Here is a 14,081-nt window from a genome sequence, read left to right as displayed (position 1 = left end):
CGACAGTGCGTTGGCAACGCCGCCCGTTGTGCATGTGCTGCCAAGGAGTTTTCGAGAAATGTCTATCCAAGCCATCGAGGACAGCAAGGTGAAGCCGTTCCCCGCGCCGGCCAAGCCCGCCGAGGTCATCGCTTTCACCGCCAGGGCGCGGCGCCGCTTCGACCCGGCCGCGATCGCCGGCAAGCTGGCCAGCACGCTGGTGCCGCCGGTCATTGTCATCACCATCATGCTCGTCGTCTGGCAGGTCGCCTGTTCGTCGCCCACAGCCAGCCTGCCACCGCCAAGCCAGGTGTGGAACGAGGCCTATGACCTGATCGCCCATCCGTTCTTCGACAACGGCCCGCAGGATATCGGGCTCGCCTGGCGGGTGCTGATCTCGCTGCAGCGCGTCGCCGTCGGCTTCGGCCTTGCGGCGATCGTCGGCGTTGCGCTCGGCGCGCTTGTCGGTCAGTCGATCTGGGCGATGCGCGGCCTCGATCCGGTGTTCCAGATCCTGCGCACGGTGCCGCCGCTCGCCTGGCTGCCGCTGTCGCTGGCGGCGTTCCGCGATTCCAGCCCGTCGGCGATCTTCGTCATCTTCATCACCTCGATCTGGCCCATCATCATCAACACCGCGGTCGGCGTCCGCAACATCCCTGAGGACTACCGCAACGTCTCCCGCATCCTCAGGCTCAACCAGTTCGAATTCTTCGTGAAGATCATGGTGCCGGCAGCTGCACCTTACATTTTCACCGGCCTGCGCATCGGCATCGGTCTGTCCTGGCTCGCCATCGTCGCCGCCGAAATGCTGACCGGCGGCGTCGGCATCGGCTTCTTCATCTGGGACGCGTGGAACTCATCGCGGCTGCCCGACATCATCGTCGCGCTCGCCTATATCGGCGTCACCGGCTTCTGCCTCGACCGCCTGGTCGCGGCGGTCGGCGTCTTCGTCACCCGCGGCACAACGGCAAAGTGAGGAGAGGGACGATGACGGCCTATCTGAAACTCGACCACATCGACAAATCCTTCGCCCGCGGCAGCCAGGTCAGCGACGTGCTGAAGGACATCCGGCTGACCATCGACAAAGGTGAATTCGTCTCGATCATCGGCCATTCAGGCTGCGGCAAGTCGACCTTGCTCAACCTGATCGCCGGCCTGACCAAGGTCTCGGCCGGCGCCGTGCTGCTCGAGGACAAGGAAGTCGACAGCCCTGGCCCGGAACGCGCCGTGGTGTTCCAGAATCACTCGCTGCTGCCCTGGCTCACCGTCTACGAGAACATCAATTTGGCAGTCACGAAGGTCTTTGGCCGGAGCAAGAGCCGGGCCCAGCGGCATGAATGGATCATGCGCAATCTCGATCTCGTGCAGATGGCGCATGCCAAGGACAAACGTCCGGCCGAGATTTCGGGTGGCATGAAGCAGCGCGTCGGCATCGCCCGGGCGCTGGCCATGGAGCCGAAGATCCTGCTGCTCGACGAGCCCTTCGGCGCGCTCGACGCGCTGACGCGCGCCCATCTTCAGGACGCGGTGATGGATATCCATTCGAGGCTCGGTTCGACGACCGTCATGATCACCCACGATGTCGACGAGGCGGTGCTGTTGTCCGATCGCATCGTCATGATGACCAACGGCCCGGCGGCCACCATCGGCGAGGTTCTTCCCGTGCCGCTGGCCCGGCCGCGTCGGCGCATCGAGCTTTCCTCCGACCGCACCTTCCTGCGCTGCCGCGAGGCGGTGCTGAAATTCCTCTACGAACGCCACCGCTTCGTCGAAGCCGCGGAGTAAGGCAATAACCGGAAAACTCGTCATCATCATTGGCAATCTGCATCGGCAATGGGCAATCTACCGCATTGCACAAATATTATGCTGCTGTGCAAGGCATTCTGACTAATCTTTGATCCGCTGCCGAGCTTGGTCAAAAGTCGCGCGGCTGCGGTTCACATTGGTTTCATTCGATAATTCAGAGCGCTGTCGAATTGGCACGCTTCCTGCTTTTCAACATGTAGGTCCGCAAGGGCCAAGTGACACGGCGTCCAATGGCGGGCGCCACAGGCAAAGCTGCCGCTCAGGTCCACACGCGCTCCCGGAACTCCGGACGCGAAGACCTGGCCGGCGGCTTTTTTGTTTTGACGCAATCGACGGCGCTGGTCCCAAGCGGCGCCCAACCGGAGACGACGATGACGAAACGGATCGGAACTGGCGCGTCCCTCGCGGACTTCACGCGCCGCGATTTTCTCGCCGTCAGCGCGCTGCGGGCGATGCCGCGCCGCTGACAGTCGCGAACGAACAGCACAAGGGCGGTGCTTCCCACGCCGCTAACCGGAGCCAGAAAATGACCGCAAATCTCCCAGCCGCGCCCAGCCAGGACAGTGCTCCCCGGCAGGCGCTTGTCATGTCCACCATCGCCTTCACCGTCTGCTTCGCGGTGTGGACGATCTTTTCAATCATCGGCGTGCGCATAAAGCAGGAGCTGGGGCTGAACGAGACGGAGTTCGGCCTGCTCGTCGGCACGCCGATCCTCACCGGCTCGCTCGTGCGTATGGTGCTCGGTGTCTGGACCGACCGTTTTGGCGGACGGCTGGTATACACCGCGACCATGCTTGCGGCGGCGGTCGCGACCTTTCTGCTCGCTTTTGCGCACACCTACGGGCAGATGCTGGTCGCTGCGCTGGGCGTCGGGCTCGCTGGCGGTTCCTTCGCCGTTGGTGTCGCCTATGTCTCGCGCTTCTTCCCGGCCGGCAAGCAGGGCACGGCGCTTGGCATTTTCGGTGTCGGCAATGTCGGCGCCGCGGTCACCAAGTTCCTGGCACCGTTCGTGCTTCTCTCCTGGGGCTGGCAGTCGGTCGCGCTGATCTGGGCGGCAGCACTCGTCGTCATGGCCGCCGTCTTCTGGTTCACGACCGGCGACGATCCGGTCATCCGCGAGCGCCGCGCCGGCAAGGCCGCGCCCTCGAGAAGCTTCTGGCAGGAATTCGCGCCGCTCAAGAACCTGCAGGTCTGGCGCTTCGCCTTCTATTATTTCTTCGCCTTCGGTGCATTCGTGGCGCTCTCGCTATGGCTGCCCCGCTACCTGATCGGCGTCTACGGCTTCGGGCTTGCGACCGCCGGTATGATCGGCGCGGCCTATTCAATTCCGGCAAGTATTTTCCGCGCCTATGGCGGCGTGCTTTCCGACCGGATCGGCGCCCGCACCGTGCTCTACTGGACCTTCGCTGTCAGTGCCGCCGCGACTCTCGTTCTGTCTCTCCCCTCGGCAGACTACGTCGTGCGCGGTGTCAGCGGGCCGATCGCCTTCCATTTCGAGGTCGGCCCGCTCGCCTTCATAGCCGTTGCCTGTGTGCTCGGCTTCTTCATGAGCCTTGGCAAGGCTGCCGTCTACAAGCACATCCCGGCTTACTATCCGCAGAGTGTCGGCGCGGTCGGCGGCGTTGTCGGCATGATTGGCGGGCTCGGCGGCTTTATCCTGCCAATCGTCTTCGGCGCGCTCAACGACCTCACCGGCGTCTGGTCGAGCTGCTTCATGCTGCTCTTCGTCATCGTCGCCACCTGCTTTGCCTGGATGCATTTTTCCATCCGGCGGATGGAGCGCACGGCGTCTGACGAAGCTTCAGGCCTTTCCTACGCGGCTGAGTGAGACCGGAGTGGATCAGGACATGACCGAGAAACTCGTTATCATTGGCAACGGCATGGCCCCCGGGCGCATGCTGGAGCACCTCCTGGAAAAGGCGCCTGGGCGCTACCAGGTCACCATCTTCAACGCCGAGCCGCGCGTGAACTACGACCGCATCATGCTGTCGCCGGTTCTGTCGGGCGAAAAGGCCTATGAAGAGATCATCATCCATGGCGACGGCTGGTACATCAAGCACGGCATCACCCTCTACAAGGGCCACAAGATCGTCGCCATCGACCGGCAGGCAAAGACCGTCACCTCCGATCATGGCGTGACCGAGCCCTATGACAAACTCGTCATCGCCACCGGCTCGGTGCCGTTTATCATTCCGGTGCCGGGCCATGACCTGCCGGGCGTGCTCACGTATCGCGATCTGGACGACGTCCGGGCCATGATGCTTGCCGCCCAGTCGCGGGCCAAGGCTGTGGTCATTGGCGGCGGCCTGCTCGGGCTCGAGGCAGCAGCGGGCTTGAATGCGCAAGGCATGGACGTCACCGTGCTGCATGTCATGCCGACGCTGATGGAGCGTCAGCTCGATCCGGCCGCCGGATATCTCCTGCAGCGCGCCGTCGAGCAGCGCGGCATCAAGGTCATCACCAAGGCCAACACCCAGGCGATCACCGGCAACGGCAAGGTCGAGCGGGTGGAACTTGCCGACGGCACTGTCATTCCCGCAACGCTCGTCGTCATGGCGGTGGGCATCAGGCCGAACGCGGTCCTGGCAAAAGAAGCCGGCATTGCGGTCAATCGCGGCATCGTCGTTGACGCCGGCATGCGCAGCAATGATCCCGATATCTACGCAATCGGCGAATGCGCCGAGGTCAACGGCCAGGTCTACGGACTGGTCGCGCCGCTCTACGAGATGGCGCGCGTCGCCGCCAGCCATCTGGCCGGCAACGAGGCGGCGGCTTTCGTCCATATGGACACGCCGACCAAGCTCAAGGTCACCGGCATCGAGCTGTTCTCGCTCGGCGACTTCGCCGAGGGCGATGACCGCCAGGAGATCGTGCTGCGCGATGCGGCGGCCGGCGTCTACAAGCGCCTGGTGCTCAAGGACGACCGCATCATCGGCACAGTGCTCTACGGCGAGACGGCCGACGGCGCCTGGTTCAACGACCTCAAGAAGAAGCAGACCGATATATCCGAGATGCGCGATACGCTCATCTTCGGCCAGTCCTACCAGGGAGGCGCCCCCCTGGACCCTATGGCGGCCGTTGCAGCCTTGCCGGATGATGCGGAAATCTGCGGTTGCAACGGCGTATGCAAGGGAAAGATCACCGGCGCGATCACGGCCAAGGGCCTGACCTCGCTCGACGAGGTGCGCGCGCACACCAAGGCGTCTGCCTCCTGCGGCTCCTGCACCGGGCTGGTCGAAAAGCTGATGGTGCTGACCATCGGCGACAAATACAACCCCGCGGCGGTCCAGCCGATGTGCAGCTGCACCGCGCTTGGCCATGACGAGGTCCGCCGGCTGATCAAGGCCAAGGGCTTGAAGACCATTCCCGCCGTCATGCAGGAACTGGAGTGGAAGACCTCCTGCGGCTGCGCCAAATGCCGGCCGGCGCTCAACTATTATCTCGTCTGCGACTGGCCCGACGAATACGCCGACGATTACCAGTCGCGCTTCATCAACGAGCGCGTCCACGCCAACATCCAGAAGGACGGCACCTATTCGGTGGTTCCGCGCATGTGGGGCGGCGTCACCAACGCCGCCGAATTGCGCGCCATCGCCGATGTCGTCGACAAGTTCGAGATTCCGATGGTCAAGGTCACCGGCGGCCAGCGCATCGACATGCTCGGCATCCGCAAGGAAGACCTGCCGGCGGTATGGGCCGATCTCGGCCAGGCCGGCTTCGTCTCCGGCCACGCCTATGCCAAAGGGCTGCGCACGGTGAAGACCTGCGTCGGCTCGGACTGGTGCCGCTTCGGCACGCAGGATTCGACCGGCTTGGGCATCCGTATAGAAAAATTCATGTGGGGCTCGTGGACCCCGGCCAAGGTCAAGATGGCGGTGTCGGGCTGTCCGCGAAACTGTGCTGAGGCGACCTGCAAGGATGTCGGCGTGATCTGCGTCGATAGCGGCTACGAGATCCATTTCGCCGGCGCCGCCGGTCTCGACATCAAGGGCACCGAAGTGCTCGGCCTGGTCAAGACCGAGGACGAGGCGCTGGAGCATATCGTGGCGTTGACGCAGATGTATCGCGAGCAGGGCCGCTATCTCGAGCGTATCTACAAATGGGCCAAGCGCGTCGGCATAGCTGAGATCAAGCGTCAGATCATGGACGATGGCGAGAAGCGCAAAGCCTATTTCGAGCGCTTCGTCTTTTCGCAGAAATTCGCCCAGGTCGACCCATGGTCGGAACGTGCTTCCGGCAAGGACAAGCATGAATTCCGGCCGATGGCTTCGGTCGGCTTTGCCCAGGCGGCGGAGTAGGCGCGTGTTCCCGAAAAGTGGAATGCGGTTTTCGGACAAGAACACGCGCAAAAGAGGAATGGCCACATGAATTGGGTATCGATCGGCACGCTCTCGGACATTCCGCGTCGCGGCGCGCGCTGCGTCGCCACGCCCGAAGGCAAGATCGCCGTCTTCCGCACGGCCGACGATCAAGTCTTCGCCATCGACGACCATTGCCCGCACAAAGGTGGGCCGCTCAGCCAGGGCATCGTCCATGGCACGGCGGTGACCTGTCCCTTGCACAATTGGGTGATCTCGCTGGAGACAGGCAAGGCGCTCGGCGCGGACGAGGGCGCGGTGCGCACCATTGCCGTGCGGATCGACGGCGAGCGGCTGTTCATTGCGCTGGAAGCGCTGGCCAGCCGCGCGGCGTGAACCATGCAGATTGATGAAGCGCGCGAGGTGAGGACCACCTGCCCCTATTGCGGGGTGGGTTGCGGCGTGCTGGCGAAGGTCGCCGCGGACGGTGAAATAACCGTTCGCGGCGACCCGGACCACCCGGCGAATTTCGGCCGGCTCTGCTCCAAAGGCTCGGCGCTAGCTGAGACCATCGACCTCGACGGCAGGTTGCTACACCCGGAGATCCACGGTCGCCGCACCGACTGGGACGAAGCGCTCGACCTTGTCGCTTCGACCTTCTCGCAAACCATTGCCGAACACGGCCCCGGCTCGGTCGCCTTTTATGTTTCCGGCCAGTTGCTGACCGAGGACTATTACGTCGCCAACAAGCTGATGAAAGGCTTTATCGGCTCGGCCAATATCGACACCAATTCGCGTCTGTGCATGGCCTCGTCGGTCGCCGGCCACCGCCGCGCCTTTGGCTCGGACACCGTTCCGGGAAATTACGAGGATCTGGAACTTGCCGACCTGATCGTGCTGGTCGGCTCCAATCTCGCCTGGTGCCATCCGGTACTCTACCAGCGCATTGCCGCCGCCCGGGAAAAGCGGCCCGAGATGAAGGTGGTGCTGATCGACCCCCGCCGCACCATGACCTCAGACATCGCCGACATGCATCTGGCGATCGCGCCCGATGGCGACGTCGCTTTGTTCACCGGGCTGCTCGCCTATCTCGGCCAGCACAACGCGCTGGACCGCACCTATATCACGGCGCACACGACCGGCTTCGGGCAAGCGCTTTTCGCCGCCTCGGCGCTCGATCTTGCCGGCATCGCGGCTGCCACGGGTCTCAGTGAGGACGAACTGGCCCGCTTCTACAGCCTGTTTGCCGCGACGGCGAAGGCGGTGACCGTCTACAGCCAAGGCGTGAACCAGTCGTCTTCGGGCACCGACAAGGTCAACGCCATCATCAACTGCCATCTAGGCACCGGCCGCATAGGCAAGCCCGGCGCCGGGCCGTTCTCGGTGACCGGCCAGCCCAACGCCATGGGCGGCCGTGAGGTCGGCGGCATGGCCAACATGCTGGCCGCCCACATGGAGATCGAAAACCCCGGGCACCGCGAACGCGTGCAGCGCTTCTGGAATGCCCCAACCGTCGCCGAAAAACCCGGCCTGAAAGCGGTCGAGATGTTCCAAGCGGTGGCCGACGGACGCATCAAGGCGCTGTGGATCATGGCCACCAACCCGGTCGATTCGATGCCGGATGCCGATGCCGTCGAAGCGGCGATCAAGGCCTGCCCGTTTGTTGTGGTCTCGGACGTGCTGGGCGAGACCGACACGGTCCGCCACGCCCATGTCCGGCTGCCGGCCACCGCATGGGGCGAAAAGGATGGCACCGTCACCAATTCGGAGCGCCGCATCTCGCGCCAGCGGGCTTTTTTGGCCAGGCCCGGCGAGGCAAGGCCAGATTGGTGGATCATCGCTGAAGTCGCCAAGCGGATGGGCTTCGGCGAGGCTTTTTCGCATGTGTCGCCGGCCGACATCTTCGCCGAGCATGCCGCGTTGTCGGGCTTCGAGAATGATGGCGTTCGCGATTTTGATATAGGCGCGTACGCCGGGATTGATGCAGGGACGTATGAGGAGTTGGCGCCATTCCAATGGCCAGCGCCGAGCCAAGGCACCCCCCTCTGGCCTGCCGGCCATCTCCCCCTCAAGGGGAGAGATTGGATGTCGCCACCGGTTTCGCCAATCGTTGCCATTGCTGAAAAGGCGGTGCCGGCAAAGCCGCCAATCTCCCCCCTTGAGGGGGAGATGGCCGGCAGGCCAGAGGGGGGTGTTCAGGCTGGACATAGCTCAGCCAGCACCCGCTTCTTCGCCAACGGCAATTTCTACACGCCCGACGGCAAGGCGCGCTTCATTGCCATCCGCCCAGCCGCACAAACCCGCACCAACCCGGACTACCCGCTCGTCCTCAACACCGGGCGCGTCCGCGACCATTGGCACACCATGACGCGGACCGGCAAGAGCCCGCGCCTGTCGCAGCACATGGCCGAACCGTTCGTCGAAATCCACCCGGCGGATGCGCAGCACTACGGCATCGGCGATGCCGATATTGTGCGCGTCTCGACAGCTTATGGCGAGGTCGTGGTCCGCGCGCTGGTGACAGGGCGCCAACGCCAAGGCTCTGTGTTCGTGCCGATGCACTGGACCGATCAGTTTTCCGCGCGCGCGCGCGTCGATGCCCTGGTCGCGCCGACGACTGATGCGATTTCAGGCCAGCCGGCTTCAAAGAACGTTGCCGCCCGAATCGAGCGGTTCGCCGCCACGGCCTTCGGCTTCGCGGTGCTTGCGGAACGGCCCGCATCCATCGACGCCGATTATTGGAGCCTCGCCCGCTGCCCCGCCGGCTGGCGCCTTGAAATTGCGCTGCAGGACAGCCGCGACTGGACCGGGTTTGCCGCCGCGCTGTTCGGCCCGGAAGGCGAGGCGCTCGCCTATCACGACATCGCCGGCGGGCACCATCGCTTCGCCCGTTTCGCGGGCGGTCGGCTGGTCGGCGCGCTCTATCTTGCGCCTACCCCGGTAGCGGTGTCGCGCGGCTGGGCGGCCGAACAACTGGGTGCCGACCATGCCGATCGGCAGGCGCGGCTGGCGATCGTCGCCGGCAGGCCTGGCGGCAAGAGCGTCGACCGCGGCGCCACCGTCTGCGCCTGTTTCGGGGTCGGTGCCAACCAGATCGCGGAAGCGGTGCGCGGCGGCTGCACCAGCGTCGCGGCAATCGGCGCCGCCCTTCACGCCGGCACCAATTGCGGCTCCTGCCGCGCCGAGATCAAGACCATTATCGACGGGCGGCGTCTGCAAGCTGCAGAGTGAATGCGCCGAGGAACTCTGCCGCGCCGCTGCATGATGCTTACTAGCAATTTACAAACCATAGGCTACCACCGTTCTGACTTCGATTCGTTCGGAACGGGAGCCCCATGAGTAAAGCCCTGACCTCATTCGCGCTTGCGGCCGTGCTGACGGCTTTGCTGATGGCGCTCAGCCTGGCGGTGGCCAGGCATGGCTATCCCTATGGCGCGATCGGCGCCAAGCGCTTGAGTGACGTCGCCGATGCAGGGGCATTCATTCCGCTCGCGGCGGTCTACTTCCTCAGCGCACTGCTGATGATGGTTCTGCCGATCAGGCTCGCCGGCATCGTCCTGACGCATGCCGCCGATGCAATCTTCTGGACGGTCATCGTGTTGTTCGCGGTCATCGTTGGATGTCTCGCCGCCAGATTTGCTTTCGGTCAGCACGATGTGCTCTCGGCACTGCTGAACTGGCGGTTCCTGTTTGTCGCAGCCATCGTCGGATGCCATCTCTTCATCAACGAACTGCGGCGCAACATCCTGTTGAGAAGCCTGTTCTTCGTCGTCTTCGCCGCTGCGACACTGGCCTGCCTGTTTTGGTCCTTCACGATCTGAGCATGTGCGACCGTCGGGACAGACGGCTTAATTCTTGTCGACCGGCTTTGAGCGCATTCGCGAAACGGTCTCACGCTCGGCCCGCTTCGAACGCATCGGCGGCAGGCCGCGGTCGACCAGGTCCATGTCTTCCAGCACCATGTCGCCCATCCGCTTGAAAGCGATGTCGAGTGCGCCGGCCCGGTGGGCGGAGCGCAGGAACCCCGGCAATGTGCGGACCGGGTGATCTTGGGCCAGCGGCTCCTCAGGAAAAACATCACTGGCGGCGACGATGTGGCCGCTGCGGACAGCATCCATCAGTGCCGGAAAATCGACCACGCCAGCCCGGCTGAGTAGGATGAAAGCGGATCCCTCGCGCATCCTGGCAAAGGCTTCGGCGCCGAGGAAACCCTGGTTTTCGCTGGTCACCGAAGTGACGACGAAGACGAAATCGCTGCTCGACAGGACTTCATCGAGCGAAGCCGGCTCAACGCCGTTCTCGATCAGGATCGACGGCGGCAGCCACGGGTCGAAGACTTTTGTCCGCGTGCGAAAACCCGTCAAAAGCCGGTTGAGCGCGCGGCCGAGATCGCCGAAGCCGATGATGCCGACATCCGCGCCGGAAAGAAGCCGCGCCGTCCGGTTGCCGTCGCCGCCCCACAATTCCTTGCCTTGACGAAAAGCGAGGTCGGCATCGACGATGTCGCGGGCAAGGTTGAGCGCCATGGCAAGGCCGAGCTCGGCCACCGGTTCGGCAAAGACCAGCCCAGTGGTGACGACATGGATGCCGCGCGAAAACAGCGTCTCATATGGCATGTTGTTGATGAGGTTGCTCTCGACATTGAAGATGCAGCGCAGCGCCTTCATTTTTTCCAGTGTCTCTGGCGCGATCGGCGGCTGGCCGACAATGTAGCGCGCCTCGCCAAGGATATCGGCCGGCAGCGCCGCGACACCTTCGGGCGATGTTTCGACGATGCGGTATTTCGACCGAAATTTCGTCAGCGCAGCCGGCGTGAAGATCAGGTCGAGCGTGCGTGGATGGGGTGCGCTGATCACCAGCGGCAACGCGTTGTCGGACATGATACTTTTCCTCCCGTGCGATCCACGACGCACCATACTGGAATCATCTTTTCCAGCCCGACCCCTATCACATGCCTGTCGAGGAGGAGAAGTTTGCCCGCCTTTCGGCCTTGCGGTGTGGCGGTCGGTGGTCCAGATAGACGGCGATCGAAGGACGACAAGGAAGACAGCGACATGATCCCGTTTCGAAAGAACCTCATCGATGGCGAGTGGGTGGGCGATGCCGGCTCCCGCAATATCAACCCGTCCAATCTCGACGACGTGGTCGGCGAATATGCATCGGGAGGCGCCGAGCACGCCCGGCAGGCCATCGCGGCGGCGAAGGCGGCATTTCCGGCATGGTCCCGATCGGGCCTGCTGGCACGCCACGCGGTGCTGAGGAAGGCGTCGGACGAGATCACCGCGCGGAAAGATGAAATCGGCCGGGCCTTGGCGCGCGAGGAAGGCAAGACGCTGGTCGAGGGCATTGGCGAGACTGTGCGGGCTGCCCAGATATTCGACTTCTTCGCCGGCGAGACGCTACGCCTGTCGGGCGAGCTGGTGCCAAGCGTGCGGCCCGGCGTCGGCGTCGAGATCACCCGCGAAGCGGTCGGCGTCGTCGGCATCATCACGCCGTGGAATTTCCCGATCGCCATTCCGGCCTGGAAAATCGCTCCGGCGCTGGCCTACGGCAACACTATCGTCTTCAAGCCGGCGGAACTCGTTCCGGAGAGCGCCTGGACAATTGTCGACATCCTGCACCGCGCCGGACTGCCCAACGGCGTGCTCAACCTGGTGATGGGCAAAGGTTCGGTGGTCGGCCAGGCCATGCTCGACAGCCCTGATCTCAACGCCATCACCTTCACCGGCTCGGTCGGCACCGGCAAGCGCGTGGCCGCCGCCAGCGTCGAGCACATGCGCAAGTTCCAGCTCGAAATGGGCGGCAAGAACCCGCTTGTCGTGCTCGATGATGCCGACCTTGCCGTCGCCGTCGACTGCGCGGTCAACGGCGCCTACTTCTCGACCGGCCAGCGCTGCACGGCGTCGTCCCGCCTGGTGGTGACGGACGGCATCCATGACCGCTTCGTCGAGGCGATGAAAGATCGCCTGGGCAAGCTGGTCATCGGCGACGCTCTCGATGCCAAGACCCAGATCGGGCCGGTGGTCGACCAGAGCCAGCTCAAACAGGACGAGGACTATATCGCCATCGGACGTCGGGAAGGTGCCGATCTCGCTTTCGGCGGTGAGCGGCTCGATCGCGAAACCCGCGGCTTCTATTTGCAACCGGCGCTGTTCACCGAAACCACCAACGCCATGCGCATTTCCCGTGAGGAGATTTTCGGACCTGTCGCTAACGTCATCCGCGTCAAGAATTATGATGAGGCGCTGGCGGTGGCCAACGACACGCCGTTCGGGCTGACGTCCGGCATCTGCACCTCGAGCCTCAAGCATGCCACGCATTTCAAGCGCAATTCGGAAGCCGGCATGGTCATGGTCAACCTGCCGACGGCGGGCGTCGACTTCCACGTGCCCTTCGGCGGGCGCAAGGGGTCGAGCTATGGCCCACGCGAGCAGGGCCGCTACGCCGCGGAGTTCTACACGACCGTGAAGACCGCCTATACATTCGCTGGCTGATCACGGCGGCACTCATCCGGGACCAGCCAGGCAGGCGAGCAAATCGATGGCATCTGAAAATACGGACCTGACCTGGCTCAATCCGCCGCCGCACCACGAGTTCGGCGACAATACGGTGCATGTGCGGACCGGCAAGGAGACCGACTTCTGGCGAGAGACGTTCTACGGCTTCTGGCGTGACAATGGCCATTTCCTCTATCGTGAGGTCGAGGGCGATTTCAGCGCCGAAGTCACGGCCAAGGGGCACTATGAGGTGCTTTACGACCAAGCCGGGCTTATGGTCCGCCTGAGCGAGACCCATTGGATCAAGGCCGGCATCGAATACACCGACGGGCTGATGTATTTTTCCGTCGTCGTCACCAACGATGCCTCCGACTGGTCGCTGGCCAATATTCCGGCCGACCCGGACGGCGTCAGGATCCGCTTGACGCGTCATGCCGAGACGATCCGTGTCCAGTATCTGGACGCGACCGACAAACATTGGAAGCCGGTGCGGCTTGCCTATTTCCCGCCGTCGAAAACGGTCGATGTCGGCATGATGTGCTGCTCGCCGCAGCGCGAGGGCTTCGAGGTCACATTCAGCGACTTTTCGATCGGCCCGCCGATCTCGCGGCAGCTTCACGACTGAGGCGCCGCGATCCGGTCGGGCGGTTTGCGTCCGGCCGGCCTCAGTAGGTCGCCCGGCCGCCGGAGACGTCGAAGACGGCCGCCGTCGTGAACGAGCATTCCTCGGACGCGATCCAGCAAATCAGCGCCGCCACCTCCTCGACCTCGCCGAACCGCGCCATTGGTATTTTGGACAGCATGAAGTCGATGTGCTGCTGGCTCATCTGCTGGAAGATCGCGGTGCGCACGGCCGCCGGCGTGACGCAGTTCACCGTTACCCTGGTCTTGGCCAGTTCCTTGCCGAGCGATTTGGTCATGCCGATCACCGCGGCCTTGGAGGTGCTGTAGGCCGAGGCGTTCGGGTTTCCTTCCTTGCCGGCAATCGAGGCGATGTTGACGATCCTGCCGTAATTGCGTTCGAGCATATGCGGGACCAGCGCTTTGTTGCAGAAGAAGACGCCGTTGATGTTGATGTCGATGACCCGGCGCCAATCCTCTACGGAATACTCCCAGGTCGTCATGTTCGGTCCGGTGATGGCAGCGCTGGTGACAAGGACATCGACTGCGCCAATCGCTTCGATCGTCTCTCGGGCGGCGGCTTCGACCGCTATGGGGTCGGCGACGTCTAAGGTGACGCTGTGCAGGCCTGGAACAATGGCCTTGGCCTGCTCGATCTGGGCGGCATCGCGATCCCAGACCGAAACACGCCCGCCTTCCTTAGTGATCCTTTGCGCGACGGCAAGGCCGATGCCTGAGGCGCCGCCGGTGATAACAGCAGATCGTCCGGCAAATCGTCCCGCGAAACTCATCGGCATGTGGTCTTCCTCCCAATCGGCGGCGAATGTGAAGTCAACGGCGGACAAGTTCAAGCGCGGACTTGCAGCCTCCGAACAGCTTC

Annotated in this window: 11 protein-coding genes; 9 read left to right on the top strand and 2 right to left on the bottom strand. The window is 63.7% G+C overall.

The features are described 5' to 3' along the window. Positions 1-58 precede the first annotated feature (58 nt). From ntrB to NKI50_RS24510, 7 genes are all read left to right on the top strand, one after another. Positions 59-955: a nitrate ABC transporter permease gene (ntrB, locus tag NKI50_RS24540; RefSeq protein ID WP_352483959.1), complete on the top strand. Its 897-nt coding sequence runs from the start codon at positions 59-61 to the stop codon at positions 953-955. A gap of 11 nt (positions 956-966) precedes the next feature. After that, the gene (locus tag NKI50_RS24535) at positions 967-1,764 is read left to right on the top strand and encodes an ABC transporter ATP-binding protein (protein ID WP_023718003.1); all 798 of its coding nucleotides are present in this window, start codon (positions 967-969) and stop codon (positions 1,762-1,764) included. Positions 1,765-2,311: 547 nt separating this feature from the next. Beyond that, entirely contained in the window at positions 2,312-3,613 is a 1,302-nt protein-coding gene (locus tag NKI50_RS24530; RefSeq protein WP_352483961.1) for an MFS transporter, read from the top strand. 19 nt (positions 3,614-3,632) lie between these two features. Further along, the gene (gene nirB, locus NKI50_RS24525) at positions 3,633-6,083 is read left to right on the top strand and encodes a nitrite reductase large subunit NirB (RefSeq protein ID WP_352548923.1); all 2,451 of its coding nucleotides are present in this window, start codon (positions 3,633-3,635) and stop codon (positions 6,081-6,083) included. Positions 6,084-6,149: 66 nt separating this feature from the next. After that, the gene (gene nirD, locus NKI50_RS24520; protein ID WP_023676297.1) at positions 6,150-6,479 is read left to right on the top strand and encodes a nitrite reductase small subunit NirD; all 330 of its coding nucleotides are present in this window, start codon (positions 6,150-6,152) and stop codon (positions 6,477-6,479) included. Positions 6,480-6,482: 3 nt separating this feature from the next. Continuing rightward, positions 6,483-9,314: a nitrate reductase gene (locus NKI50_RS24515; RefSeq protein ID WP_352717846.1), complete on the top strand. Its 2,832-nt coding sequence runs from the start codon at positions 6,483-6,485 to the stop codon at positions 9,312-9,314. Between the two features lie 104 nt (positions 9,315-9,418). Next, positions 9,419-9,904: a hypothetical protein gene (locus NKI50_RS24510; protein ID WP_023717999.1), complete on the top strand. Its 486-nt coding sequence runs from the start codon at positions 9,419-9,421 to the stop codon at positions 9,902-9,904. A 27-nt stretch (positions 9,905-9,931) separates the two neighbouring features. On the opposite strand, the gene NKI50_RS24505 is transcribed toward NKI50_RS24510, so the two are convergent. Further along, positions 9,932-10,963, bottom strand: a complete 1,032-nt coding sequence (locus NKI50_RS24505; RefSeq protein ID WP_352483965.1) for a hydroxyacid dehydrogenase — start codon at positions 10,961-10,963, stop codon at positions 9,932-9,934. 177 nt (positions 10,964-11,140) lie between these two features. On the opposite strand from NKI50_RS24505, the gene NKI50_RS24500 reads away from it, so the two are divergent. Continuing rightward, a complete protein-coding gene (locus NKI50_RS24500; RefSeq protein ID WP_352483998.1) occupies positions 11,141-12,577 on the top strand; it encodes an aldehyde dehydrogenase family protein in 1,437 nt (478 codons plus the stop codon). 46 nt (positions 12,578-12,623) lie between these two features. Then, the gene (locus tag NKI50_RS24495) at positions 12,624-13,205 is read left to right on the top strand and encodes a DUF1349 domain-containing protein (protein ID WP_352548921.1); all 582 of its coding nucleotides are present in this window, start codon (positions 12,624-12,626) and stop codon (positions 13,203-13,205) included. 40 nt (positions 13,206-13,245) lie between these two features. Here the strand turns inward: NKI50_RS24495 and NKI50_RS24490 are convergent, their stop codons facing one another. Then, positions 13,246-13,998: an SDR family NAD(P)-dependent oxidoreductase gene (locus NKI50_RS24490; protein ID WP_352483967.1), complete on the bottom strand. Its 753-nt coding sequence runs from the start codon at positions 13,996-13,998 to the stop codon at positions 13,246-13,248. Positions 13,999-14,081 lie beyond the last annotated feature (83 nt).

This window comes from Mesorhizobium sp. M0563, assembly GCF_040321065.1.
Taxonomy (GTDB): Bacteria; Pseudomonadota; Alphaproteobacteria; order Rhizobiales; family Rhizobiaceae; genus Mesorhizobium.
The sequence above is the reverse complement of the archived record's forward strand: the minus strand, read 5'-3'. Positions and strand labels throughout refer to the sequence as shown.